This window comes from Bradyrhizobium sp. CCBAU 53338 (genome assembly GCF_015291665.1).
Taxonomy (GTDB): domain Bacteria; phylum Pseudomonadota; class Alphaproteobacteria; order Rhizobiales; family Xanthobacteraceae; genus Bradyrhizobium.
In genome coordinates, this window is the sequence record NZ_CP030048.1 from 3434779 (window position 1) to 3460621 (window position 25843).

Here is a 25843-nt window from a genome sequence, read left to right on the forward strand (position 1 = left end):
AAGGGTGCCACAAACAAGCGCCGCCTTGCGAACGACAGCGCGGGCGGACGGGAGGCAAACATGGCACGGCGCAAGCGCGCGCTCGAGGTGGTGAGACCAGAGGACGACGGCGAGGGCAGGCCCTCGCGGCGCAACCGTCTCAACTTCTTCGAGCTGGCCTATCAGAAGATCGAGGAGCTGCTCGTTCATTGCGAACTCAAGCCCGGTCAGTTCATGACCATGCTCGAGTTGCAGCAGATCACGGGCTTCGGCCGCACGCCGGTGCATCATGCCGTCAATCGTCTTTCCGCCGACACGCTCATCATCATCCGACCGCGCCACGGCCTGCACATCGCACCGATCGATCTGGCGCGCGAGCGCATGCTGCTCGCCTTGCGCCGCGACATGGAGCGATTCGTCATTCGCCTCGCGGCCGATCGCGCCAGCCTGTCCCACCGCAATCAGGCACTGCACATCGAGCGTCTGCTGCGCGAGCGCCGTGCGACTTTGACCCTCGACGAGTTCAACAACATCGACCGCCGCATCGACGCGCTGGTGCTCGAGGCTGCGGGCGAGCCGTTCCTGGTGCACACGCTGCGGCCGCTGCACACGCTTTATCGCCGCATCGGCTACATTCACCACCGCTTCATGCCGGGAAAGACCGATTTGTCCGGCACGATCGATCACCATCTCGCCATTCTCGCGGCCGTTGCCGGCCGCCGCGTCGAGGACGCGGTGAAGGCGAGCGATGCCCTGATCGACTTCATGGATTCGATGTTTGCGGGCATGGAGGCGGGGATCGATCCGCGCCTGCTCGATTGCAGCATCGAGCCGCTGCTCGGCACATAGCAGGACTAGGCGCCTAAGAGTTTTGAAGAAGGGACCAAACATGTCGACGATGGCCATGCCACAACCGACCGCGAGCGAAGCCGCGGTCCGCTATCTCATCACCAATTACAGCCCCAAGGGCAACAAGGTCGGCTGGCTGATGATGGCCTCGATCCTGGTCGAGGCCTGGGATCTCTACTCGATCGCCTTCGTCCTGATCTTCATCAAGGAGCAGTACAATCCCGATCCACTGATGCTCGGCCTTGCCGCGGCCGGCACGCAAGGTGGTGCGCTGATCGGCGCGCTGCTCGGCGGCTGGCTGTCGGACAAGATCGGCCGCCGCGTGATGTTCCTGGTCACGATGGTGATGTTCATCGTGCTGGCGCTGGCGCAGGCCTTCGTGCCCAACGTGACCTGGCTCATCGTGATCCGCTTCCTGCTCGGCGTTCCGCTCGGCTCCGACATCTCGACCGGCTACACCTACATCATGGAATCCATGGCCAAGGGTGAGCGCGAGGTCATGGGCAACCGCTGGCAGTTCATGTTCGCCGTCGGCGAAGTGCTGACCATCGGCGTCATCGTGATCTTCCTCCTGCTCGACATCAACCACGAGACGCTGTGGCGCGTGACGCTCGGCCTCGGTGCGCTGCCGGCGCTGATCATCCTGGTGATGCGTCACGACGTGCCGGAAACGGCGGTCTGGCTGGTGCAGAAGGGGCGCTATCGCGAGGCCAAGCAGGTCGCGCGCGAGATGTTCAACGACGATCTCGCCATGCTGCCCGACCAGGACGTGGTGGTGCCGAAGGTCTCGACCCGCGCCTTCCTCGCCGACCTCAAGCAGGACCCGATCCGCTGGCGTGCGACGATCTACGGCTGGATTGCCTGCTTCGTGCAAGCCAGCGAGTTCTCGACCTTCGCGTTCTATCTGCCGGTGCTCTTTGTCATGGTCGGCGTGTCGAGCGTGCTCGGCATCAATCTGGTGACGATGGCGCTGTTCTCCTTCGCCGCCGTGTCGGGCTGGGTCGGTCCGCTGCTGACGCCGAAGATCGGCCACCGCGGCATCTCGATCGCGGGCTTCTCGATCGTGCTGGTCTCGCTGCTGGTCGCGGCTTTCGCGCTCTATACCGACAACAAGATCCTGCTGCCGTTCGCGGCCGCCGCGATGCTGTGGGGCCACTATTGGGACGCGTCGAACTGCATGACGATCCCGACCATGGTCGCCAAGCCGAAGTACCGCGGCACCGCCAGCGGCTTTGCCTACATGTTCGTGAAGCTGCCGTCGTTTCTGGCGATCTTTCTGTTCCCGACGGTATTCGCCGCGATCGGGCAGGCCAATGCCACGCTGATGGTCGCGATCTTCCCGCTGATCGGGTTGTGTGCGGCAATCTTCATCCTGCCGGAAGTGTACGGCTACGAGAACGACTGACGGACAAGGCCAAGCCACAAGAACTGGAGGAAGCGTCATGACGAAGTTTTCGCGCCGCACGATGCTGACGGGGATCGCGGGAGGGCTCGTCGCTCCATCCCTGATCAGGCGGGCTGCGGCCGCCACCACGTTGAAAATCTCGACCTCGTTTCCGAACGATCCGAAGTTTTCAACGGCCCGGATTTGGTACGATCTGTTCTTGCCGCGGCTCAAGGAGGCGACGGACGGTCAGATAGCCACGCAGTTCTTCCCGGATAATCAGCTCGGCCAGGAGGCCGATGTCGTCAACCAGGTCAAGTCGGGTGTGGTCGACATGATGCTGGTTGGCACGTCGATCTGGACTAACATCGTGCCCGAGATCGGAGCCTTCGATCTCGGTTACATCTTCCAGGACTTCGACCATATGCGGCGGGTCGCCGCCTCGCCGGCCGGCGAAGCCGTGCGACAGCTCCTGGTGCAGAAAGCCTCAGTGCATTTCCCTGCGTGGGGGCGCAATCTCGGCGCGCGCAACTTCATGACGAAGTTCGCGTTCAAGACGCCCGCCGAGCTCGCCGGCAAGAAGATCCGCTGTCTTCCGAACCCGGTTGTAACCGAAACCGTCAAGCTCATGGGCGCAGCCGCGACGCCGATGGCGTTTGGCGAAATCTACACCGGCCTTCAGGCTGGCGTGATCGACGGCCTGGAGCACGACGCCCCGACGGTCCTGTCGGCGAAGTTCTATGAAACTGCCAAGAACTTCACGCTGACCAAGCACATCCATACCCCCTTCGGCGCCTTCATCAGCGACCGCACCATGACAAAGCTGCCGGCCGCGCAGCGTGACGGGCTGCTCAAGGCCATCAAGGAGGCGACCGACGATCAGTTCGCCAAGGCCAGCCAGATCGAGGCTGACGCCATGGCAGAGTTGGCGAAGCTCGGTGTAACTGTAGCTGAATGCGATCGCGCGGCGTTCCGTGAGCGCGTTCGGCCGATGTGGGATCGCTTCGTAGAGAGGACGCCCGGCGCGAAGCCGTTGCTGGATGCAATTCAGCAGACCGCGAATGGGTGAGACGGTGGCGCCATCGGTCATCATCGAGCGCGCCGGACGGCAGGTGGCCGGGAGCGGCTGGCGAACTTTCCTGATGGGGCTTCTCGCTGTTCTGGAATGGGTGACGGCCATCCTGCTCGCGGCCGATCTCCTGGTCGTGATCGGCTCAGTCCTTGTCCGGCACTTTTTCGACGCGCCGGTCGAGTGGAGTGACGATGTTGCCCGTGCGCTGCTTCTTGCCGTGACCTTCCTTGGCGCCGCCGCCGCCATGGCGCGCGGCGACAATGCCGGTGTGACCTTCTTCGTTGATCGCTTGACACCGAGGCGGCGGGAGCAGGTTGACGCCGCCGTCGCCGTGCTCGTATTGATCACGACGTCTGCCATGTTCTGGTACGCCTGCAAGCTGCTGGTTGAGACCTCCGGGCAGACCGTCGGTGCCGGACTTCCGCAGGAAGTGTTCTTCGTTCCGCTTTGCGTCGCGACCGCAGCCATGACGCTCTTCGCGCTGGATGCGTGCCTCGGCTTCCGGCTGCAGGATACGCTCAGTGCGCTGGCCGGCTATGCGATCCTCGGCGCTCTCTGGGCTGCGTGGTCGTCTCTCGCACCGGATACCACGCCGGCGCTGCCGTGGGTCATGGGCCTCGTCTTCATCGCCTCGCTGATCGCCGGCGTGGCGATCGCTTTCGTGCTCGCGCTCTCCGCGCTCGTCTTCATCTGGTGCGGCGACATGTTGCCGGGCCAGTTCCTCGCCCAACAGATGGCGCGCGGCATCGACAATTTCGTGCTGCTCGCGGTGCCGTTCTTCATCCTGGTCGGATACCTGATGGAAGCGAATGGCATGTCCGTTCGCCTCATCTCGTTGTTGCAGCGAGGCGCGGGCCGAATTCGCGGCGGCCTCGACGTTGTGATGGTTCTCGCGATGGTCATCTTCTCCGGCATCTCCGGCTCGAAGATGGCCGACATCGCGGCCGTCGGCTCGGTCCTTGTGCCGGCCGCCCGCAAGTCCGGCCAGAAGCCGGGCGATGCAGTTGCGTTGCTCGCCGCGTCCGCCGTCATGGCAGAGACAATTCCCCCTTGCGTGAACCTGATCATCCTGGGCTTCGTGGCGAACCTTTCGATCGGCGGCCTTTTCATGGCGGGCCTGCTTCCGTCAGCGCTGATGGCATCCGCCTTGATCCTTGTTGCAATCGTTGCGGGGCGCCGTACCGCACAGGCGGCGGTCGTTGGGATCTCCGGCGAGTCGACGGCGAGCATGGCCATCAGCGGCCTCGCAGCGTTCGGCCTGATCGCGCTGATCTTCGGCGGTTATCGTTCGGGCTTTGCGACCGCGACGGAGATCTCCGCCTTTGCGGTTGCCTATGCACTCGCCGTCGGCTGGATCCTGTTCCGCGAGATGACGTGGGCGTCGGTCGGTTCGGTGATGCGGCACGCCGGCGTGCGATCCGGGATGGTGCTGTTCATCGTGGCGGCCGCTCAAAGCCTCGCTTACGTGCTCACGCTCCAGCAGATTCCTCACGCGATCGCGGATGTCCTGGTCGCCTTGACCGCCCAGCACGGCCGGTGGGTCTTTCTGCTTCTCTCCGTCCTGATCCTGATCGTGATGGGATCAGTGCTGGAAGGAGCCGCCGCACTGATCATCTTCGGGCCGCTGCTGATGCCCGTTGCGCGCCAGCTCGGTGTCGATCCTCTCCACTACGGCGTCATCCTTGTCGTTGGCATGGGGATCGGGCTGTTCGCGCCTCCGCTGGGTCTCGGCCTTTACGGTGCATGTCTCATTGGCGGCGTGCGGCTCGAGGACACTATTTTGCCGATCCTGAAGTATCTCGGGATACTGTTCCTCTGCCTGCTGCTGATCGCCTTTGTCCCTGAGATCAGCACGGCCTTGCCGAGGGCGCTGGGATACTGAGGGTCGCCTCAATGGGCCACTGTGTCGTGCCGCCGATGGTGACATCATGCCTCTGTTTTGCCCGACGGGTCAAGTGAATTCGGAAAAAGCGCATGGCGCAGCCGGTCGTCGGCTACTTTGCATGGGGTTGTTTTCGACATTCTTTGGGAATGACTGATGACGCTACCTGATCGCCGCCGCCAGCGCCACGATCAGGGCCGGCGGCGTCACCAGCATGCCGAGCTTGAGGAATGGCCAGGCCCCGACCTCGATTTTCTCCCGCCGCAACGCGACCAGCCAGAGGATGGTGGCGAGCGAGCCTGTCACCGACAGGTTGGGCCCGAGATCGACGCCGATCAGGATGGCGCTGACGACGGGCGCGGGCAGATGATCGCTCGCGGCCACGGAGCCGGCGACGAGGCCGACCGGCAGATTGTTGGCGATGTTGTCGGCGATGGCGGTGGCGATACCGACGCTCCAGGCGGCTTTTGGGGCTGATTGCGCGACAGCCTGATGCAGCAGGGCGCTGAGCTGGCCGATCACGCCGGTCTTGATCAGTGTCTCCACCATCACGAAGAGACCGCCGACCAGCGGCAGCACGCTCCAGGACACGCCCTTCAGCACGGGCAGCGGCGATTGGCGGCTGATCAGCAGCACGATCGCGGCCGTGACCACGCCGCAGATGAAGGTCGGCAGGCCCAGTTGCTTGTCGAGCGCGGAGGCCGTGACCAGCACGACACCGATGGCGACGATACCGACGGCCGTCAGCTTGCCGCCGCGGCCGAGTTTGGGGTGTGGCACGCTACGCGCGATCGTTTCTTCCTTCAAAGCGCGCTGCTGGGTCAGGCGAAGCACGATATAGGTGAGCACGATCGAGGCCACTGAGGGCAGGGCGAACAGACGCAGCCATTCGCTGAGCTGCGGCATGCGTGCGCCGAACACGACGAGATTGGCGGGGTTGGAGATCGGCAGCACGAAGCTTGCGGCGTTGGCGATGAAGGCGCAGACGAACAGATAAGGCAGCGGCTTTGCGCCGGCCGCGCGCGTGGCGGCATAGACGGCGGGCGTCAGCACGATCGCGGTGGCGTCATTTGACAGCAACACGGTCACGACCGTGCCGACGATGTAGATCAGCAGGAACAGCCGCTGCGGCGAGCCGGCGGCATATTCCACCGCAAGCGCGGCGAGATAGTCGAACAGGCCTTCGAGCCGGGCCAGTTCGGCGATCAGCATCATGCCGATCAGGAACAGATAGACGTCGATGCCCTTCTCGGTGCCGAGAAGCGCATCCTGCCACGATAGGAGACCGAGCAGCACGAGCGCGCCGGCGCCGAGCACCGCCCAGATCGCCTCGGGCAGGCGAAAAGGGCGGATGATGACGCAAGCAGTCGCGACGACGATGATGCTCCAGGCCCAGATGGCGTCAGATGGCACGTTCAATCCTTGTGGAACGAGTTCATTCGGCAGCGATAGCGGAAGCCGATCCCGCTGTCTTCCCCCGTGGCCGCGGACCGCCATCCGCGATTTGGCGCGTCTCGGGCAAAGCGAGGAGGCAGATGACGGCGCCGATCACCGCAACCGCGCCAAGCGTGATGAAGGCTGCGCTGTAGCCGGCGCCGACCACGACGAAGCCGGCCAGTGTCGTCGACAGCGCGGCGCCGATGCTCTGGGCTGTGATGACGGCGCCTTGCGCGATGTTGAAGCGTCCGGTGTTGCGCATGAGATCGGCGACGATGACGGGGAAGATTGCGCCAAAGATGCCGGCGCCGACGCCGTCGAGCAGCTGCACGCCGACCAGCCAGAACGGATTGTCCGAGAGCGTGTAGAGCGCGCCCCGAACGGTCAGGATCAACAGTGCCGCGAGGAAGAAGCGTTTGTGGCCCCAGCGGTCGGCTCGCGCGCCGACCAGCATTGCGAACGGGAGCATCACGATTTGGGCTGCCACGATGCAGGCCGACATCAGGCTGGTGCCCATGTTCTTGTCCTGGAGGGCCAGCTTCTGCCCGACCAGCGGCAGCATTGCTGCATTGGAGAGGTGGAACAGCGCCGTGCAGATCGCAAAGACGAGCAGGGGGCGGCAGGTCAGGAGAACGCTAAGCCCTGACGGCTGTTCGCTATGCGTATCGGCCTCGTCCAAGCCGCGGGCGAGGTCGTGGTCGATGGCTCGTTCCGGAATCGCAAGGATGCTGATGAGGCTCGCGATCGCCATCGCGCCAAGCAGATAGAACACCACGGTCGGGCCGAACCAGTAGGCGGACACGCCCGCGAGCCCGGCCGCGACGGCGTTGCCGGCGTGATTGAAAGTCTCGTTGCGGCCGATCCTTCGGGTGAAGGCGGCATGACCGAAAATGCCGAGCGAGACGGCCGCGATCGCCGGCGGGAAGATGACGGCGGCCGCCTGTGCGACGCCTTGCGAGATCGCGACCGGCAGGAACGTCGGAAACAACGGCAGCGACAGCGACGCCACCGTCACCATGATGGCGGCGACCGCCATCACCGTCCGCTTCGCACGCGTCGCATCGACCAGCGCGCCGGCCGGCGTCTGCGCGACGATGCCGGCGATGGTTGCGATCGACATCACGAGACCGATGCGCGCCTCGTGCCAGTGCTGCTCCGTGAGGAGATAGACGGCGAGATAGGGGCCGAGCCCGTCGCGGACGTCGGCGAGGAAGAAGTTGGCGGCATCCAGCGCGTGGCCGGCCTGCCTTGCCTGATCGGGGTTTTCGCTCGACATTGGTCTCTCGATCGAGGCAGGGAAGCGCCCCGGCAGAAACCGATCTCACATCAGCTTTGTTCCCGGCTTAGAGCTTCACGGCCAGGAGAACGGCGCCCGCACCGATCATGGCGATGCCGACCCAGCCTTGCGCCGTCGGCCGCTCGCCGAGAAAGGCGAAGGCGAAAAGCGCTACAAGCACGACGCTGAGCTTGTCGATCGGCGCCACCAGCGTGGCGGGTCCGAGCTTCAGGGCGCGGAAGTAGCAAAGCCACGAAGCGCCAGTGGCGAGTCCTGACAGCACCAGGAACGACCAGGTCCTCGACGAGACCGCCGACGGCACCGCGAACTGGCCGGTAAAGAACAGCAGCACCGAGAAGGCGAGCAGCACCACGATGGTGCGGATGAAGGTGGCGAGGTCGGGATTGATGTTCTCGACACCGACTTTTGCGAAGATCGCGGTCAGCGCGGCAAAGCAGGCGGAGAGCAACGCCCAGGTCTGCCAGGCGGAGAAGAGGGCGGGTTTCATGTGAGATATCTCTTACCTTGCCACCGACAGCTTCTCCGTAATCGCCTTGCGCAAAATGCGCGAGAGCGATTCCACCGAATACGGCTTCTGGATCAATTCAAATCCGCGATGGGCGTTTTCGGCGAGCACGTTGCTGTAGCCCGAGGTGAGGACGACGGGGAGGCCCGGATAGCGCTCGCGGATGATGCCGGCGAGCTCGACGCCGTTCATGCCGGGCATGATGACGTCGGAGAATACCAGATCGACCGCGAACTCGTTCTCGCCGAGGATGGCGAGCGCGGCGTTGGCGTTGGCGACACGGCGGGTGACGTAGCCGAGATCCTCCAACAGCTCGGTCGAGAACTGGCCGACATCGTCATTGTCCTCGACCACGAGCACGCGATAGCCGCGCCCGGTGGTCGCGCCTTCGCTGGTCAGCGACGCCGCTTCCTTCTCGGCGGCCGGGCTTTGTGCCTGCGGCAGATAGATCGTGAACTTTGCGCCCTTGCCAGGCGTACTCGTCACCGCGATGTCGCCCTCGGACTGTTTGGCGAAGCCGAAGGCCTGGCTGAGGCCAAGGCCGGTGCCCTTGCCGACCTCCTTGGTGGTGAAGAACGGCTCGAAGATCGCGTCGATGTTCTCGGGCGCGATGCCGCCGCCGGTGTCGGCGACCGAGATCGCGACGTAGTCGCCGCCGCGCGCCGATTGCGCACGCAGGTTCGGGATGCCCTGAACCTTGCGCACCGAAATAGTAAGGCGGCCTTCGCCGTCCATGGCGTCGCGGGCGTTGATGGCGAGGTTGATCAGCGCGGTCTCGAATTGCGCGATGTCGGCGATGGTGAAGCAGTCGGGGTCGTCGATCTCGACGACGATCTCGATACGGCCGCCGACCAGCGGCCGCACCAGCTGCGCCACGCCCTCGACCTGGCTGCCGACATTGAAGATCTGCGGCTTCAGCGGTTGCCGTCGCGCGAAGGCCAGCAGCTGCGCGGTCAGTTTTGAGGCGCGCTCGACGGTGTCGGAGATGGCGTCGACATAGCGGCGGCGGCGCTCCTCCGGCAGCTCGCGCCGGCGCAGGAAGTCGGTCGCCGAGCGGATGATGGTGAGGAGGTTGTTGAAGTCGTGCGCGACACCGCCGGTGAGCTGGCCGATCGCCTCCATCTTCTGCGACTGCCGCAACGCTTCCTCGCCGCGGCGGCGCTCGGTGATGTCGACGGCCTCGGGCACCGCGCCTGTAATGTTGCCGTGGCGGTCGAGCACCGGGCGCATGCCGAAATCGAAATCGCGCTCGCCAATGGGCAGCCGCAGCCGCATCTCCATCCGCACCGCTTCGCCCCTCAGCACGGTGTCGAAGGCCTCGCGCACGGCGGCGCTCATACCGTGGGTGGCGGTGAACCAGGGCGTTTCCCAGAACGGCTTCCCGATCACGTCCGCCGAGTCCGCCTCGATGCCGTCCAGGGCGGTACGGTTGGCGTAAAGCAGTTCGCCCTTGAGATTGACCAGGCCCTGATACTGGTTGCTGGTCGCCAGGATCGCGCGTAGCCGGGATTCGTTGGACTCCAGCTCGGCGGTGCGCTCGACGATGCGCTCTTCCAGCGTTTCGTTGAGCTTCCGCAGCTCGATCTCGGCCTGCTTGGCAACGGTGACGTCGTGGGCGACACCGATGAAGCCGATGTGCTTGCCGGTCGGATCCCAGCGCGGCTGCGATTCCGAGCGCAGCCAGCGCCATTCGCCCGAGGCGTCCTTGTAGCGCGCCTCCAGCACGAAGGGTTTGAGCGAGGCTTCGCCCTGAACCGATTGCTGCAGGACGCGCGGCAGGTCGTCCGGGTGCAGGACCTTGCGCCAGTCGAAGGCGATGGCCTGCTCGTAGGGCAGGCCGACGAAGTCGACATAGGCCTGGTTGGCGAAGGAGCGTGTGCGGTCGAGCTTCGTCACCCAGATCGGCACCGGCGCGCTGTCGGCGATCAGGCGAAAGCGTTCCTCGCTCTCGCGCAGCGTCTCGCGCGCGAGCGCCTGGTCGGTGACATCGATATGCGCGCCGACCAGGCGGATGGCGCGGCCGTCGGCGTCGCGCTCGATCTTGGCCACGACGCGGATCCAGCGGGTCTGGCCGTCACTCGGGCGGATGATGCGGTATTCGGCGGTGTAGTCCTCGCTGGTGCCGGCCAGCGCATCGAAGAAATGCTTGACGGTGGCGTCGCGGTCGTCGCGGTGGATGCGGCTGACCCAGTCCTCATGCGTCTCGTCGGCGGCCTCGGGCGGCAGCCCATGGATCATCAGATATTCCGGCGAGCGGCGGTTCTTGAAGCCTTCGCGGAAATCGACCTCAAGTCCACCGACCTTGCCGATGCGCTGGATGCGCGCCAGCTCAGCCTCCCGCTCCTGGAGCGCATGATAGGCGTTGTCGCGCTCGCGCGCGATCTCTTCGAGGTGCTGGCGCAGCCTTTCGGCGGCAAGGGTCTCGGGCAAAGGATCGTTCAAGGCGTCGGCCGTTGTGATGCTGGAGCGCACGTGCCGGTCAGATACTCACACAGACACAGCGTGATAGCCATTGCTCAAAAGGGAATTGATCAGGAAACACCAGCCGCACCGGGCGTGGCTGACATGAGCGAACGCGGGAGCTGGCTATTTGTTCCTGAAGTTGGAACGATGAGCAGTCGGCGCGCGTATCTGCGGGGCGCCATATTTGATACCAGCAAGACACCCTTTCCGAAGAGGCTAAACCTTGAAGCTCTTTGTCTGCCAGGACTGCGGCAACGTTCTCTATTTCGAGAACCGCGCCTGCGAACGCTGCGGCCACCGCGTCGCCTTCCTGCCGGAGAAGGAGACGATGTCGGCGATCGAGCCTGATGGAGCGGGCTGGAGGACGCTCGCGGACAAGGGCGAACGCCGCATGCTCTGCCGCAATGCCGAGTACGACGCCTGCAACTGGCTGACCGATGCTACCGATACCACCGGCTATTGCCGCGCCTGCCGCCACAACGGCATCGTGCCTGACCTCTCTGACCCCCTGCAACTGGGCGGTTGGCGCGAGCTGGAGGTGGCGAAGCACCGGCTGTTCTATTCCCTGATCCGCTGGAAGCTGCCGCTCCAGACCCGGCAGGAGAATCCCGAGCACGGGTTGATCTTCAACTTCCTCGCCGACGATCCCAACAGCGGGCAGAAAGTCATGACCGGCCATGACAACGGCTTGATCACGATCGCACTGACCGAGACTGACACCATCGAGCGCGAGCGGCGCAGACTGGAGATGGGCGAGCCTTACCGGACGCCGCTCGGCCATTTTCGCCACGAGGTCGGCCACTATTTCTGGGACGTGCTGGTGCGTGAGGGCGGCAGGCTGGACGAATGCCGCGCGGTGTTCGGCGATGATTCCGTTGACTACGGCGAGGCGCTGCAACGCCACTATGCCGAAGGCGCGCCGCCGGACTGGCAGCAGAACTACGTCTCGGCCTATGCCACCATGCACCCCTGGGAAGATTTCGCGGAGACCTGGGCGCACTACCTCCACATCGTCGACACACTGGAAATGGCCTCGGAGTTCGGCATGGAGGTGCGCCCGAAGGTCGACCGCGACGGGGAGTTGTCGACGCGGATCCGTTTCAACCCCTACGAGGCGCGGGACGTCCACGCGATCGTCGACGCATGGCTGCCCTTCACCTTCGCGATGAACAGTGTCAACCGCGCCATGGGCCTGCGTGATCTCTATCCGTTCATCCTGTCACCGGCTGTGGTAGCCAAACTGGGCTTCATTCACAGCCTGGTCCGGGACGTGGCCAAGGACCGGATCAAGGACGGGACCAAGGATAGCGCCAGGGACGGAAAAGCATAGGCCGGCCGGTGGCTCAGCGAGCCTGCCGGTCTTGCGCTGGTACGCCAGAGCGGGGCGGATTTAGACCGTTGCCTCCGGCCGATTTTGCTGTACCACGACAGGATACGGCCCCGTCCCACCGGCCCGCCAACGGCGTGGGGTAGGGTCCCGCCCAAGGGACGAAGCTCAAGACAATCATGTTCAAACGCATCCTGATCGCCAATCGCGGCGAAATCGCCTGCCGGGTCATCAAGACGGCCCGCAAGATGGGGATTCAGACGGTCGCCGTCTATTCCGAGGCCGACCGCGACGCCCTCCATGTCGAGATGGCCGACGAAGCCGTCCTGATCGGCCCGCCGGCTGCGGCCGAGAGCTATCTGGTCATCGAGAAGATCGTGGAGGCCTGCCGCAAGACGGGCGCCGAGGCCGTGCACCCCGGCTACGGCTTCCTCTCCGAGCGCGAGGCGTTCCCGCGGGCGCTGGAAGCCGCAGGCATCGTTTTCATCGGCCCGAACCCCGGCGCGATCGCCGCGATGGGCGACAAGATCGAGTCCAAGAAGGCGGCCGCGAACGCCGACGTCTCGACCGTGCCGGGCTTTCTCGGCGTGATTGAAGACGCCAGGCATGCGGTCAGGATCGCCGACGCGATCGGCTACCCCGTGATGATCAAGGCCTCTGCCGGCGGCGGTGGCAAGGGCATGCGCATCGCCTACTCGACCCAGGAGGTCGCGGAGGGATTTGGGCTTGCGAAGGCGGAAGCGAAGGCGTCATTTGGCGACGACCGCGTCTTCATCGAAAAGTTCATCGTCGATCCCCGCCACATCGAGATCCAGGTGCTGGGCGACAAGCACGGCAACGTGATCTATCTCGGCGAGCGTGAATGCTCGATCCAGCGCCGCAACCAGAAGGTCATCGAGGAAGCGCCGTCACCGCTGCTCGACGAAGCCACCCGCCGCAAGATGGGCGAGCAGGCTGTCGCACTGGCCAAGGCCGTGAACTACGATTCCGCCGGCACCGTCGAATTCGTCGCCGGACAGGACAAGAGCTTCTACTTCCTGGAAATGAACACGCGCCTCCAAGTCGAGCATCCCGTCACCGAGCTGGTCACCGGCATCGACCTCGTCGAGCAGATGATCCGCGTTGCCGCCGGCGAGAAGCTCGCGCTGGCGCAGAAGGACGTCGCGCTGACCGGCTGGGCCGTGGAGTCGCGTCTCTATGCCGAAGACCCGTTCCGCAACTTCCTGCCCTCGATCGGGCGGCTGGTGAAGTACCGCCCGCCGGCGGAAGCGAGCCAGGACGGCATCACCGTGCGCAACGACACCGGCGTGCAGGAAGGCGGCGAGATCTCGATCCATTACGATCCGATGATCGCCAAGCTGGTCACGCACGCCCCGTCGCGCGCGGCTGCGATCGAAGCGCAGGCGACTGCGCTCGACTCGTTCTACGTCGACGGCATCAGGCACAACATCCCGTTCCTGTCGGCGCTGATGCACCATCCGCGCTGGCGCGAGGGCCGGCTCTCGACCGGCTTCATCGCCGAGGAATTCCCCAAGGGCTTTGCGGTGCGCGTGCCCGAAGGCGAAGTCGCGCGTCGCATCGCCGCGGTCGGCGCCGCCATCGATCACGTGTTGGGGGAGCGCAAGCGGCAGATCTCCGGCCAGATGGGCGGGCGTGTCGTGCAGCGCGAACGCCGTCGCGCGGTCTGGCTCGATCGGCAGGAAGTCCAGCTCGAGGTCGCGCGCGAAGGAGACGCCATCGCGATCCGTTTCGTCGATGCCGACGGCAAGGCAGGCAATGCGCATCTGCTGCAGTCGCCCTGGAAGCCGGGCGATCCGGTCTGGCAGGGCACCATCGACGGTCACTTCATTGCGGTGCAGACGCGCCCGATCGCCAACGGCATTCGTCTGGCGCATCAGGGCGTCGAGGTACCGGTCTATGTCTGGACCGAAGCGGAAGCGGCCTCGGCACGCCTGATGCCGGTGACGACGGCTTCCGACACCGGCAAGAAGCTGCTTTGCCCGATGCCCGGCCTCATCGTCTCGATTGCGGTGATCGAGGGGCAGGAGGTCAAGGCCGGCGAGACGCTTGCGGTGGTCGAAGCCATGAAGATGCAGAACGTGCTGCGCGCCGAGCAGGACGGCACCGTGAAGAAGATCCACGCCACCGCGGGCGCCACGCTCGCGGTGGACGCGCTGATTTTGGAGTTTGCGTAAGGCGCTCCGGAGGACAATAGGAGACCCTCACCCTGGGGAGCGCGCCCCTTGGCACGCGTCTCGAAGGGCGAGGCCACCAAGCCGTAATCCTTCGAGACGCGCGCGAGAGGGCGCTCCTCGGGATGAGGAATTGAGAGAGGGCACCATGGCCTTTCGTTCCCGCCGCGAAAAACTGCGCCTCATCCTGTCGGGCGGGACTTGCGTCCATCCCGGCTCGGTCTATGACGCGATCTCGATCCGCATCGCGGAGGACCTCGGCTTTCCCCTCGGCATGTTCGGCGGCTCGGTCGCCTCGCTCGCGGTGCTCGGCGACCCCGACGTCACGCTGATCACGCTCACCGAGCTTGCCGAGCAGATGCGGCGGATGTCGCGTGCGGCGGTGCTTCCGGTGCTGGTCGATGCCGATCACGGTTATGGCAATGCGCTCAACGTGCGCCGCACGGTGCAGGAGCTGGAGACGTCGGGCGCCGCCGGCCTCACCATCGAGGACACGCTGCTGCCGGCGGCCTTTGGCGAAGCCAAGGCCCAGCTGATCTCGCTGGAGGAGGGCGTCGGCAAGATGAAGGCCGCTCTGGACGCGCGCGGTGATCCCTCGCTCGTCGTCATGGGCCGCACCGGTGCTGCCTCGATGACCTCGATCGAGGATGCGATCCGCCGTGCCAAGGCCTATGAAGCCGCCGGCGTCGATGCGCTGTTCTTCACCGGCATCAAGTCGCGCGCGGAGCTCGAGGCCATCGTGGCCGCGACGCGTCTTCCCATCGTGCTCGGCGGCGCGCCGGATGAGCTGAGTGCGATCGACTATCTCGCGAGCCGGCGCGTTCGCATTGCGCTTCAGGGCCACGCACCGATCGCGGCGGCCATGCAGGCCGTCTACGAGGTCCAGAGGGCGTTGCGCGAGGGCACGTTGCCGAAGGCTCTCGAGGGATTGCCGTCAGCCGAGCTGACCAGTCGTGTCATGCGCGACGCCGAGGTCAGGGCGCGCAGCGCTGACCTTCTCGGACTGAAAAAATGAGCCGGGCAATCCTGCAGGTCATGATCCGCGGCCGCGTCCAGGGCGTCGGCTATCGGGCCTGGGTCGAGTACCAGGCGACCGCGAGCGGCCTCGAAGGCTGGGTCCGCAACCGCAGCGACGGCAGCGTCGAGGCGCTGTTCGCCGGATCGCCGAAGCATGTCGCCGACATGGTCGCGCTCTGTCGCCACGGCCCGCCGTCGTCCCGCGTGGACAACGTCACGAGCGAAACGGCGAGCGTGGATGAACTGAGCCTGCGCAGGACAGGGGAGGCGTTTTCGGTGTTGCCGACGGTGTGAGTGCAGCCTCAAAGAAGGTCCTCATGGCCGGGCTTGTCCGGACAAGCCCGGCGATGAGGCCGTGGAGGCGGTAGTATCACCTCGGCAGCTTCGAAATCGCTTCGCTCAGCTCGTGGATCTCATACGGCTTGCGCAGGATCGGGAAGTCGCCGCGGACGCCGGCGGCGGCTTCGCTGTAGCCGCTTGCGAGCAGGATCGGCAGTTCGGGATGGGTCTGGCGCAGATGATGGGCGAGGCCGAGCCCGTCCATCTTGCCGGGCATGACGATGTCGGAGAAGACAAAGTCGACGCCGTTGTTCTCGAGCTCGCGTAGCGCGGATTCCGCATCCGCAACCCGGCGCACGTGATAGCCGAGCTGTTCCAGCAGGCCGATGCTGACGATGGCGACGTCGGGATTGTCCTCGACCAGCAACACCGTGCCGCTGCCGCGCACTGGCAGCGTCTCAGGTGGTTCGCTCAGTGCGGCTGCGGTCGCGCGCGGCAGCAGGATGGTGAAGGTCGTGCCCTTGCCGAGTTCACTCGAGACCTTGACCGTGCCGCCGGCCTGATGCGCAAAGCCGTGCACCTGTGACAGGCCGAGGCCAGTGCCTTTTCCGACCGGCTTGGTCGTGAAGAACGGCTCGAAAATCTTGTCGACCACGTCGGAGGGGATGCCGAGCCCGGTATCGGCGACGGTGATCGCGACGTATTCGCCGCGATGGAGCGGATCGTCCAGCACGATGTTATGCGCGCCGATGGTGACCGTGCCGCCGTCGGGCATGGCATCGCGCGCGTTGATGACGAGATTGAGCAGTCCAGTCTCGAATTCCGAAATGTCGGCCTTGACCGGCCAGACGTCGCGCCCGATGTCGAAGGCGAGGCGAACCGCGCTGCCGACGCCGGCATGGAGCACCTCGCGGATCGCCTCGATGCGATCGCCGAAACGGATCGCCTGCGGATTGACGCTCTGCCGCCGCGCAAAGCTCAAGAGTTGCCCCGTCAGCGCGGCGCCGCGCTTGGCGGCGGTCTCGATCGCCAGGATCGCACGCTGGAATTTCGAATCGTCAGGGTCACCCTTCTTCAGAATGTGAAGGCTGCCGCTGATGATCATCAGCAGATTGTTGAAGTCGTGCGCGACGCCGCCGGTGAGCTGGCCGAGGGCGTCGAACTTCTGCGACTCCGCAAGCTGCGTCTGCATCGCCTCGAGCTTGATCTGGGTGTTCCGGCGCTCGGTGATGTCGCGGGTGATCTTGGCAAACCCGACCAGCGCCCCGTCCTCGTAGATCGGGTCGATGATGACACTCGCCCAGAAGAAGGTGCCGTCCTTGCGGACGCGCCAACCTTCCTCCTCGTAGCGTCCCTGGTCGCGCGCGATGCCGAGCGCACGGGCAGGCTTGCCGTTGGCCCGGTCGGTCTCGGTATAGAAGCGCGAGAAATGCTGGCCGAGAATCTCGTCTGGCGAATAGCCCTTGATCCGCTCGCCGCCGATGTTCCAGCTCGTGATGATCCCGTTGGGATCGAGCATATAGAGGGCGTAGTCCGCGACTCCCTCAACCAACAGCCGGAAACTCCGTTCGCTTTCGAACAAGTCTCTCTGTTGACTGGACTTTTTCACCATTCCGGACCCCACCTCGACGGGGGCAAACGTTCCAGAGGGCGTTTGGTTCCAGGTTTCTGGAACGTTTTTAGGCAAATCAAGCAAACGGTATGCAGGAGGCGAGGCGGCGTGACGGCGGTCGACGCCTTCGAGGCGATCCTGTGAGATGTCAGATGGCGGCCACGCCCCGGAACGTCGCGGCTACCGCGCGCAGTGCCGCCAGCTTGGCGGGATCGCTGACCTTCGAATGCAGCATCACCTTCGATCTGCCGAGCTTCGGCAGCTTGTGCGTGGAACCGATATCGATCAGCCCCGGAGGCGCGATCCGCCGTGCCAGCGGCGCCACAGCAAGGCCAGCCAGCGCGGCCGCAACGACGGCAGTAACGCCGCCACCGACAAAGCGCTCGCGCCAGGCGATGCCGGCCTTGTCGAGCGCGCGCACGGCGATCGCGCGCACCCCGCAGGGTGGGGCGAGCGTCGCAAGCGGCAGTGCTTCGCCCTTCGGCAGCGTGAAGCGTTGGGAGGCGAACCAGCCGAATTCGTCCTCGGTCAGCTTTTCGCCGTCGCGGCGGCTACCTTCCTGGCGAACGATCACCGCGTCCAACCCTCCCGCGTCATAGGCATCCTGCATCTCGCGCGAGAAGCCGATGGTGACGGCGAGAGTCAGGTTGGACGACATCGCATGCAGCCGTTCGAGCAGCGGCACCAATTCAGGGCCCGCCGCATGGTCGGAGATGCCGAGCGAGAGTGATTGCGTAGCGGGTGCCTCACCCGACAGCGCACGGTCGTGTGCTGCCATCAGCGCTCGGGCGCGATCGAGGAAGCTCGCGCCCTCGGCGGTGAGCCGAACCGCGCGCGGCGAGCGTTCGACGAGGCGTTTGCCCAGCAGGGTTTCCAGCCGCTGAAGCTTGAGGCTGACCGCCGCCTGCGTCGTGCCGAGCACTTCTGCGGCGCGGGTAAAACTGTGGAGGTCGGCGACCAGCAGGAAGGCTTTGATGGTGGCGATGTCGAGGGTATCTGTCATTATGAATAGTTATCATTGGTATCATCAGATATAAGATATCAAAATGAAGGCTGAAGGTCTAGCTTCTCACCAACGCCGCGCAGACAGCGCGACATCTTGAGGAGAACGACAATGCCCTTGATCACCGTATCCTACACCTCGTCCCGCCAGTCGCCGTCGCTGAAGGCGGACATCGCGAGCGCCGTGTCCGAACTGACCGCAAAGATCCTGCACAAGGATCCTGAGGTGACCGCCATCATCGTGAAGTCGGTGGACGCGGGCGACTGGTTCGCTGGCGGCAAGTCGCTCGCCGAGCAAAAGCTCGCCAGCTACTGGATCGATATCCACGTCACCGAAGGTACCAACACCAAGGACGAGAAGGCGGCCTATCTCGCTGCGATGTTCAAGCGCATGGCCGAGATCCTGGGACCGCTGCATCCCGAGACCTACCTGCATGTCGACGAGGTCAAGGGCGACGCCTACGGCTTTGGCGGCCTGAGCCAAGAGCGGCGCTATATCGCCGGCAAGCTCGAGGTGTCGCTGAAGGCGGCGTGAAGCTGGCAAGCTGCGGGTGAGCCATCTCACCCGCAGCCCGTTTGTCAGCTCGCGGCCCGGAACTGGACTTCGGAGTTGTTCAGGAAGCAGGTCTTGTCGAACAGTTTCAGGTCCAACGGGTTCGGCAACCTGACATCGCCGAGATCAGGGCAGGGCTTGACCGCGGGATCATAGGACCGGTCGATCTGCGAGATGAACACGACGATCAGCCCCTTGTCGCGCGCGAAGGATCTTAGCGCGCGCACCTGGACTGTGAGGTCAGGGTTTTCCCGCCGCTGGTCGAGCAGTTGCAGATAGTCGATCACGACGACCGTGCCGCGCGGCGCTGTGGCCATCTGCTTGACGATGTAATCGGCGCTGATCGCGTCGGAGCAATCGACTTCGAGCAGCTTGTCGAACGGCGCCGGCTCCACGCCGATCGTGCGCAGGCCGTCCAGCACCTCCTTCTCGGTGTATTCGAGCGAGAAGAAAGCGGCGCGATGGCCTGATTTCATCGCCTCCACGGCAAGCTCAAGACTCATCAATGTCTTGCCCTGACCGGGGCGGGCGCCGATGAGCACGAGGTCGCCGGGCCCGAATTGCGGAAACAGCTTGTTCGCGGGCGTCATCGCCGCAGCCTTCGCCGCGAGCATGCTCCAGGCGGAAAAGCCTTCCGTCGCCGCGACGCGGTCGAGCGCGTCGTGGAGCGGGATGCCGCCCTCGCGGGACAAGCGTTTTGCTTTGCGCTTCAGATGATGGATCGGTGCAGAAAGCTTCATCGTCAGAACCTCCTGATGCGAGCAGAAAGCGCAATCCCTCCTTATGCCCGGTGCTCGAACAGTCGGTCCGATGGCTTAGTCGCCCGGCATGGTCTGTACTTTCCCGGTGGAGGGGGGAGGCGTGGGCGGCACCTGATAGAAGCGTAACCGATTCCGCGCTCGCGGAGAACGCGGTCGGCGTGTCTCCAACAGGAATGAGTCAGGCGGCAGCTTCCGGCGCCAACGCTTTGGTCGGCCCGAACAGCTGTTCAAACGACTGCCGGAGCGCGACGTCGACATCCTCAAGCGTCGCGAGCCGGCCGAGATCGACCAGCGAGGTGACGCCGTAGCGGGGATCGGCAACGCCGCAAGGAATGATGCCGGCGAAATGCGACAGCTCCGGCTCGACATTGATGGCGATGCCGTGGAACGAGACCCACCGTTTCAGCCGCACGCCGATCGCCGCGATCTTGTCCTCGTGCTCGGGTCCCTTGTCCGGCCGCTTCACCCAGACGCCGACCCGGTCCTCGCGCCGCTCGCCGCGGACGTTGAAGGCGGCGAGCGTCTTCAGGATCAGTTCCTCCAGGCTTGCGACATAGGCGCGGACGTCAGGCCGGCGGCGCTTGAGGTCGAGCATGATGTAGGCCACCCGCTGGCCGGGGCCGTGATAGGTGAGCTGCCCGCCGCGCCCCGTCGCGAAGGTCGGGAAGCGGGGATCGAGCAGGTCGGCCTCCTTGCCGGACGTCCCGGAGGTGTAGAGCGGGGGGTGCTCGAGCAGCCAGACCAACTCCGCCGCGTCGCCCGCCGCGATCGCGGCGACCCGCGCCTCCATTTCGGCCACCGCCTCCGGATAGGGCACCGGCGCGTCGGAGATTCGCCACTCGACGGGCTCGCCGCCTGAGGCGGAAAACGACGTCAAATCGAGCTCTTGGCGGGGGTTTTGCGGTGAATTAACCATTGGCTAACCATAACGTGGTGATCATCGTGGGAGCAAATACCAAGTCCCCAGTTGCGGCGGTCCTGACAGTGCCCACACTCGATAAAGTCACCGTGGATCTCATGGTCGTCCTCGGGACGACCACGATGCCGATCCATCAAGTATTACGTCTTTCCCGCGGCGCCATCATCGAGCTGGACGCAACCGAGGCCGACGAGGTCAAGGTCCTCGCCAACAATCTGCCGGTGGCTTCCGGCGTCGTGCTGGTCGATCGCAACCGGATCGCGGTCGAGGTCAAGCAGATGCTGCCGCGGACGCCGGGGACGCGGTAGCGGACCCGGCCTCACCCGATAGGGCCGATCCGGGCGGGGGATCGAGACTTTCCTGCCAGGCTTGTGGATTTCAGCGTCTTTGCAGGCTTGTATCCCCCTGATGGATTTGTTAGATCGGCGCCGCTGATCCGGCCAGCCAACGACCTCAGGCCGGTATCTTCTTGCGCTCGTGGCGGAACTGGTAGACGCGCTGCCTTGAGGTGGCAGTGGGTAACACCGTGGGGGTTCGAGTCCCTCCGAGCGCACCATCTTCAAATATTATCCCTGGAAGCCAGCGGCCCGCACGGGCCTCTCAACCATATTCGTCGCCGATCCCGTATTCCCGGTAGATCTCCAGCGGATCGAGGTCGGGGAACAGGCGGCATTTGGCCTGGGCGAGGTGCAAGGTCACCGCGTTCGGTTCCTTGCCGTGCGACAGCATCCTGCGGATGTCGTCCATATGCGCGCTCGGCTGGTGCTTCGCCTCGAGCTGCTCCAGCGCGACCAGGGCGGTCGCAAGCGCCTCGGTCAGAACCCAGTCGTCGTGGCCCGTGATTCCCTTCTTCGACATCGGCAGACCCCAATCCGCAGACTTCAGGCGTGACAGCGGCAGTCTACCGTAGCTTTACGCGAATCTCCATCGAGCAGCACTGCGTGGAACAGAACGGGCGCCTCGCGCACTCGCTTGCATTACGGCGGCGCGTGGCTAAAAGGCGGCGGCGCGCGGGGGATGGTATCTTTGTCGAAACAAAGTTGGCGTAGACGAGCCTCGCGCGACTTCTCGCGGCTGGAGCCAGCATGGTCTTTCTAAGCTTCGTCTACCGCTTCCTGACCAACTTCGCGTTCATGGCGCTGGTCTATTTCAGCCTGAACTTCATGGAGAAGTATCAGAACCGGGCGATCCTCGCGATCCTGGTGCTGGTCTATAGCGGCATGCGCGCGGCCTCGACGCTGCGCGCGTTCTACTTCTTCCAGAAGATCGAGAAGCTCGAGGCCGAGACCAAGCGGCTTCAGGCGCCGATCAATGACGGCTCGGGCGGGACCAACGCGCGCAAGCAGGTCGTGGCGGACGTGGCAAGGCTGCGCCGTGACGGCGAGCTCAAATCCTATATGGACCTGTTCTTCCTGGCGCTGATCGTGCTGCTGTGCGTCGCCAACATCATGCGGCAGTAAGCGCGCTATTCAGGCGCGCTTCTTGACGCTGGTGGCGAGGCGGGTCGGATGGGACGCCGTACGCTTGGCCTGAGCGGCGGGCCTCGGCCCGGTATGCGCAGCCGTTCGCCGAGCGTGAATCTTCCCAGCCCTGATCGTCCCGGCCTTGCCCTTGCCGGCATGCGGCCCTTCGGCCGCCATCGCGAGTCGCGTCGCGGCCCGCCGCGACAAGGTCGTCGAGAGCAGCACCTCGACCGATCCCTCGGGGATGGCAAAGACATCGCGGCCGGGCGCGGGCAGGGTGGCGGCGATATCGGCCTGCGCGATGGCCTTGCGCGGCAAGACCTGCGGCTGGTGCGCGGTCTGCGCGTTGAGATCGGCGAGGCCTGGGGCCGGTAACGTCGCGGTCTGTGTGAACACGAAGCTTGGTACGGCGGGCCAGCGCGCGATCGGCGTCGTCTCGGTCGGCGGATGCAGCAGCCATTCCACCGGTGTCGTCGGCGTCGCCGGACGGTCGGCCGTGGCGGGCACCACGTGCACGATGCGATAGCCCTTCGCCTTGAGGTCGCGAATGATCTTCGGCAGCGCTGCGACCGTGCGGGCCTGGATGTCGTGCAGCAGCAGGATGCCCTTGCCCTTGGCCTCCAGCCGCTGGATCGCGAGCTGGTAGACGCGGTCGGGCGAGATGTGGCGCCAGTCGTCGGCCGGGAAGTCGGCGCTCCACACCTGGATGCCGCGCGAGATCAGATAATTCTCGACGCCGTCAGCGCGCATCAGGCCGGGAATGCGGAAGAACGGCGCGAGCCTGGAAGGGTCCGTCATGGCCGCCGAGGTCCACTCGATGCCGCCGTCGATCTCAGCCTGAGCCTTCTCGATCGGCATTTTGTTCATCGTCAGCGGATGGTTCATACTGTGCGTGCCGACGGTATGGCCCGCCGCCACAAGCTTGCGCACGCCGTCCGGATTGGCCTTTGCCTGCTGACCGATGATGAAGAAGGTCGCCTTGATGCACTCGCTCGCGAGGATCTGCAGCACCTGGTTGGAATATTTCGGCAGCGGACCGTCGTCGAAGGTCAGCACCACCTCATGGTCCTTCAGCGGCAGGGTCTCGCGGTACTGCATGGTGCCGATGCGCGGATGCTCGCGCGGATCGACCACGAGCGTGCGGGAGGTGCCGAGCGCATCGGGATGTCCCGGACATTCGGCGGCGAAGGCTGCCGGCGACGCCGTGGTCAGCAATCCCAGGAGAAGGACGGTCCACGATCGCGTCCGAAAAACAGCGCTACTGCCGATCATGAACTCCGTAAGCCCTCATCTGCGACTGTCGCCATAATAGGTCGGAGACATCTGGAAACGGTTCAGGCGCAAGCACCTTCCCGCCGATGATGTCCCTCAATCATTGCATGGCGTAGCATGAACAGAATGTTAATAGGGCTCAAATCACCCCATTTTGGTCAGCCGTGACATTCCGGCATCAACGCGCGTCGGCGTTCTTCCGCGGCGTGTTCGCCGGCACGATGTGGACCACGTGATAGCCGTTCTCCCGCAAATATCTCAAGAAGGCTGGCATCATGGCCGCGGTACGCGCCTGGGCATCGTGGAACAGGATGATACCCTTGCGGGCAGCGGCCACGCGATCAGTGATCAGCTTGAGTTCCTGCTCCGGGGTCATGTCGTTCCAGTCGCTGGCCCAGAAATCCGCCCCGAACACGACGATGCCGCGCTGCTCGAGCAGATCGAGCTGCGCCGGCGTGGACTCGAAATAGGGGAAGCGGAAGAACGGCGTCGACGGGATCGTGGTCGAGACTCCGTGCAACGCCATCTCGTCGGAGGCGATCCCGTGGTCGATTTCGTACTTCGCCGTATCGGCCGGTATCCGCGTCATATGCGGGTGCGACCAGGTGTGGTGGCCGATGGTGTGACCCTCGCGGGCGATGCGCTTGACCAGATCGGGGAATTCGGTGGCGCTCCGGCCGACCAGGAAGAAGGTCGCGCGCACGCATTCCTGCGCCAGCGCCGCCAGCACCTTGTTCGTCGACGGCGGACGCGGACCGTCGTCGAAGGTCAGCACCACTTCGTGATCGGCGAGGGGAAGTGTCTGCGGAAAGCTCTTGAGGCCGACGCGGGGCGTGGTCTTGGCATCGACGCTCATGACCCTGAAGGTGCCGAGCGCATCGCTCCGCGGGCAGTCCGCGGCCTTCGCTGAGCCGATCGCGGTGAGGGTGGCGAGAGCGAGGCCCATCGTGATCGAGGTCGATTTCGGCCGCTGCATCTTTGCCATTGCACTCCCGATTGCCTTGAGGGTATTGCCTGACCGTCAGCCCAAATCACCAACCTGTCCAACGGCGAGGCGTTCCATGGATGAACATATGGATGGCGCTGCTTCCGCCGAGACATTGGTACTCGACCACGTCCCGATGCGCAATGAAGACGGCGAAATCCGGCAGGAATTCGTCGACGAAATCGCCCATGCGATCGAGGCCGCCGACAGCGCCACGCTCCGCGCCTGCGTTGCCGATCTGCACGAGGCCGATCTCGGTGACCTCATTGCCGCTCTTGCTCCCGAAAACCGCGTTCGCCTGGTCGAGCTGACCGGCGCCGATTTCGACTTCTCCGCTCTGAACGAGGTCGACGAGACCGTTCGCGAGGAAATCCTCGACGAGCTGCCGCCGGAGACGGTTGCCGAAGGCGTCCGCGAGCTGGAATCCGACGACGCGGTCGAGCTGCTCGAGACCCTCGACGAGGAGGAGCAGGAGGAGATCCTCGAGAAGCTGCCGCTCCAGGAGCGCGTCGCGCTCGAGCGCAGCCTGCTGTACCCGGAAAACTCCGCCGGCCGGCGCATGCAGACCGAGTTCATCGCCGTGCCGCAGGATTTCACGGTCGGTCAGGCGATCGACTACATGCGCGACACGCCTGATCTGCCCGACCGCTTCTACGAGATCTACGTCGTCGACAAGGACCAGCACTGGCTGGGCGCGGTCGCGCTCGACGTGCTGCTCCGCGCGCGCCGCCCGGTACCGCTGACCGAACTGACCGACGAGGATCGCCGCCGCGTCTCCGTCCTGGAGGACCAGGAGGAGGTGGCGCGCATGTTCGGCAAGTACAACCTCGTCGCCGCGCCCGTGCTCGACACCCAGGACCGCCTCGTCGGCGTCATCACCGTCGACGACGTGGTCGACGTCATCGAGGAGGAGGCGGACGAGGACCTCAAGGCGCTCGGCGGCGTCACCAGCGACGAAGAGCTGTCGGACACGTTTCTGACCATTGCGCGCGGCCGCTTCAACTGGCTGCTGATCAATCTCGCCACCGCCTTCCTGGCGTCCTCCGTGCTCGGCCTGTTCGAGGGCCAGCTCGAACAGATGGTGGCGCTCGCCGTGCTGGCGCCGATCGTCGCGAGCCAGGGCGGCAATGCTGCGACCCAGACCATGACGGTCGCGGTGCGCGCGCTCGCGACCCGCGAGCTCGGTGCCTCCAACGCCTGGCGCGTGATCGTCCGCGAGACGCTGGTCGGTCTCGTCAACGGCATAGGCTTTGCCGTGATCACCGGCATCGCGGCGGTCGCCTGGTTCAAGATCCCGGGCCTCGGAATCGTCATCGGGCTCGCGATGATCTGCAACCTCATTGCCGGCGCGCTCGGCGGCATCCTGATCCCGATGGCGCTCGAACGCGTCAGGGCCGATCCGGCGGTGGCCTCGGGCACGTTCGTGACGACGGTGACCGACGTCGTCGGCTTCTTCTCGTTCCTCGGCATTGCGACGCTGTGGTTCGGGTTGAAATAGGTCTCTTGCGGCAACCGCGCTCTCGTGTCCCGGGCGTGCAGCAACGCTCTTGGCGTTGCTGCGCAGAGCTGGGACCCAGACGGCGGCACGGCGCA

The 25843-nt window shown here is 64.9% G+C and carries 23 protein-coding genes and 1 tRNA gene; 13 read left to right on the forward strand and 11 right to left on the reverse strand.

The window, feature by feature from the left end:
- The first annotated feature begins 60 nt into the window (after window positions 1–60).
- The 4 genes from XH90_RS16010 (at window position 61) to XH90_RS16025 (ending at window position 5166) form a co-directional block, all read left to right on the forward strand.
- On the forward strand, window positions 61–828 hold the full coding sequence (locus tag XH90_RS16010) for a GntR family transcriptional regulator (protein WP_194482345.1): 768 nt from the start codon (window positions 61–63) through the stop codon (window positions 826–828).
- 40 nt (window positions 829–868) lie between these two features.
- Window positions 869–2233, forward strand: a complete 1365-nt coding sequence (locus XH90_RS16015) for an MFS transporter (protein ID WP_194482346.1) — start codon at window positions 869–871, stop codon at window positions 2231–2233.
- A 37-nt stretch (window positions 2234–2270) separates the two neighbouring features.
- The gene (locus XH90_RS16020) at window positions 2271–3281 is read left to right on the forward strand and encodes a TRAP transporter substrate-binding protein (protein WP_194482347.1); all 1011 of its coding nucleotides are present in this window, start codon (window positions 2271–2273) and stop codon (window positions 3279–3281) included.
- Between the two features lie 73 nt (window positions 3282–3354).
- Window positions 3355–5166 (forward strand): TRAP transporter large permease subunit, encoded by a 1812-nt coding sequence (locus XH90_RS16025; protein WP_194482708.1) that lies wholly within the window; start codon window positions 3355–3357, stop codon window positions 5164–5166.
- A 162-nt stretch (window positions 5167–5328) separates the two neighbouring features.
- Here XH90_RS16025 and XH90_RS16030 read toward each other — a convergent pair whose 3' ends face one another.
- From XH90_RS16030 to XH90_RS16045, 4 genes are all read right to left on the reverse strand, one after another.
- The gene (locus XH90_RS16030) at window positions 5329–6579 is read right to left on the reverse strand and encodes an arsenic transporter (RefSeq protein ID WP_194482348.1); all 1251 of its coding nucleotides are present in this window, start codon (window positions 6577–6579) and stop codon (window positions 5329–5331) included.
- Window positions 6580–6601: 22 nt separating this feature from the next.
- Complete coding sequence (locus XH90_RS16035; protein ID WP_194482349.1) at window positions 6602–7879, reverse strand: MFS transporter; 1278 nt, start codon at window positions 7877–7879, stop codon at window positions 6602–6604.
- Between the two features lie 67 nt (window positions 7880–7946).
- Window positions 7947–8387, reverse strand: a complete 441-nt coding sequence (locus XH90_RS16040; RefSeq protein ID WP_194482350.1) for an EamA family transporter — start codon at window positions 8385–8387, stop codon at window positions 7947–7949.
- Window positions 8388–8399: 12 nt separating this feature from the next.
- A complete protein-coding gene (locus XH90_RS16045; RefSeq protein WP_194482351.1) occupies window positions 8400–10877 on the reverse strand; it encodes a PAS domain S-box protein in 2478 nt (825 codons plus the stop codon).
- Between the two features lie 214 nt (window positions 10878–11091).
- Between XH90_RS16045 and XH90_RS16050 the strand changes: the two genes are divergently transcribed.
- From XH90_RS16050 to XH90_RS16065, 4 genes are all read left to right on the forward strand, one after another.
- On the forward strand, window positions 11092–12198 hold the full coding sequence (locus XH90_RS16050) for a putative zinc-binding metallopeptidase (protein ID WP_194482352.1): 1107 nt from the start codon (window positions 11092–11094) through the stop codon (window positions 12196–12198).
- 176 nt (window positions 12199–12374) lie between these two features.
- On the forward strand, window positions 12375–14390 hold the full coding sequence (locus XH90_RS16055; protein ID WP_194482353.1) for an acetyl/propionyl/methylcrotonyl-CoA carboxylase subunit alpha: 2016 nt from the start codon (window positions 12375–12377) through the stop codon (window positions 14388–14390).
- Window positions 14391–14535: 145 nt separating this feature from the next.
- Window positions 14536–15402: an oxaloacetate decarboxylase gene (locus XH90_RS16060; RefSeq protein WP_194482354.1), complete on the forward strand. Its 867-nt coding sequence runs from the start codon at window positions 14536–14538 to the stop codon at window positions 15400–15402.
- A complete protein-coding gene (locus tag XH90_RS16065) occupies window positions 15399–15698 on the forward strand; it encodes an acylphosphatase (RefSeq protein ID WP_194482355.1) in 300 nt (99 codons plus the stop codon). The genes XH90_RS16060 and XH90_RS16065 overlap by 4 nt, the downstream gene beginning before the upstream one ends.
- Before the next feature lie 76 nt (window positions 15699–15774).
- Here the strand turns inward: XH90_RS16065 and XH90_RS16070 are convergent, their stop codons facing one another.
- Together XH90_RS16070 and XH90_RS16075 are read right to left on the reverse strand one after the other, a co-directional pair.
- Entirely contained in the window at window positions 15775–17295 is a 1521-nt protein-coding gene (locus tag XH90_RS16070; RefSeq protein WP_194482356.1) for a PAS domain-containing sensor histidine kinase, read from the reverse strand.
- 148 nt (window positions 17296–17443) lie between these two features.
- On the reverse strand, window positions 17444–18298 hold the full coding sequence (locus XH90_RS16075; RefSeq protein WP_194482357.1) for a LysR family transcriptional regulator: 855 nt from the start codon (window positions 18296–18298) through the stop codon (window positions 17444–17446).
- Between the two features lie 111 nt (window positions 18299–18409).
- Between XH90_RS16075 and XH90_RS16080 the strand changes: the two genes are divergently transcribed.
- On the forward strand, window positions 18410–18832 hold the full coding sequence (locus tag XH90_RS16080) for a 4-oxalocrotonate tautomerase family protein (protein ID WP_194482358.1): 423 nt from the start codon (window positions 18410–18412) through the stop codon (window positions 18830–18832).
- A gap of 44 nt (window positions 18833–18876) precedes the next feature.
- Here XH90_RS16080 and XH90_RS16085 read toward each other — a convergent pair whose 3' ends face one another.
- Window positions 18877–19590: a DNA helicase gene (locus XH90_RS16085; protein ID WP_194482359.1), complete on the reverse strand. Its 714-nt coding sequence runs from the start codon at window positions 19588–19590 to the stop codon at window positions 18877–18879.
- A 199-nt stretch (window positions 19591–19789) separates the two neighbouring features.
- On the reverse strand, window positions 19790–20527 hold the full coding sequence (gene lipB, locus XH90_RS16090) for a lipoyl(octanoyl) transferase LipB (protein WP_194482360.1): 738 nt from the start codon (window positions 20525–20527) through the stop codon (window positions 19790–19792).
- A 68-nt stretch (window positions 20528–20595) separates the two neighbouring features.
- On the opposite strand from lipB, the gene XH90_RS16095 reads away from it, so the two are divergent.
- Window positions 20596–20838: a FliM/FliN family flagellar motor switch protein gene (locus XH90_RS16095; RefSeq protein ID WP_011088012.1), complete on the forward strand. Its 243-nt coding sequence runs from the start codon at window positions 20596–20598 to the stop codon at window positions 20836–20838.
- A gap of 163 nt (window positions 20839–21001) precedes the next feature.
- Window positions 21002–21086: transfer RNA gene (locus XH90_RS16100), tRNA-Leu, on the forward strand.
- 44 nt (window positions 21087–21130) lie between these two features.
- Here XH90_RS16100 and XH90_RS16105 read toward each other — a convergent pair.
- Window positions 21131–21388, reverse strand: a complete 258-nt coding sequence (locus XH90_RS16105; protein WP_194482361.1) for a hypothetical protein — start codon at window positions 21386–21388, stop codon at window positions 21131–21133.
- A gap of 227 nt (window positions 21389–21615) precedes the next feature.
- Here XH90_RS16105 and XH90_RS16110 point away from each other — a divergent pair, with 227 nt between their 5' ends.
- On the forward strand, window positions 21616–21990 hold the full coding sequence (locus tag XH90_RS16110; protein ID WP_194482362.1) for a hypothetical protein: 375 nt from the start codon (window positions 21616–21618) through the stop codon (window positions 21988–21990).
- A gap of 9 nt (window positions 21991–21999) precedes the next feature.
- Here the strand turns inward: XH90_RS16110 and XH90_RS16115 are convergent, their stop codons facing one another.
- The gene (locus tag XH90_RS16115) at window positions 22000–23265 is read right to left on the reverse strand and encodes a polysaccharide deacetylase family protein (RefSeq protein ID WP_194482363.1); all 1266 of its coding nucleotides are present in this window, start codon (window positions 23263–23265) and stop codon (window positions 22000–22002) included.
- Window positions 23266–23443: 178 nt separating this feature from the next.
- Entirely contained in the window at window positions 23444–24250 is an 807-nt protein-coding gene (locus tag XH90_RS16120; RefSeq protein ID WP_194482364.1) for a polysaccharide deacetylase family protein, read from the reverse strand.
- Window positions 24251–24326: 76 nt separating this feature from the next.
- Here XH90_RS16120 and mgtE point away from each other — a divergent pair, with 76 nt between their 5' ends.
- Window positions 24327–25748 (forward strand): magnesium transporter, encoded by a 1422-nt coding sequence (gene mgtE, locus XH90_RS16125; RefSeq protein WP_194482365.1) that lies wholly within the window; start codon window positions 24327–24329, stop codon window positions 25746–25748.
- The last annotated feature ends 95 nt before the right edge of the window (window positions 25749–25843 follow it).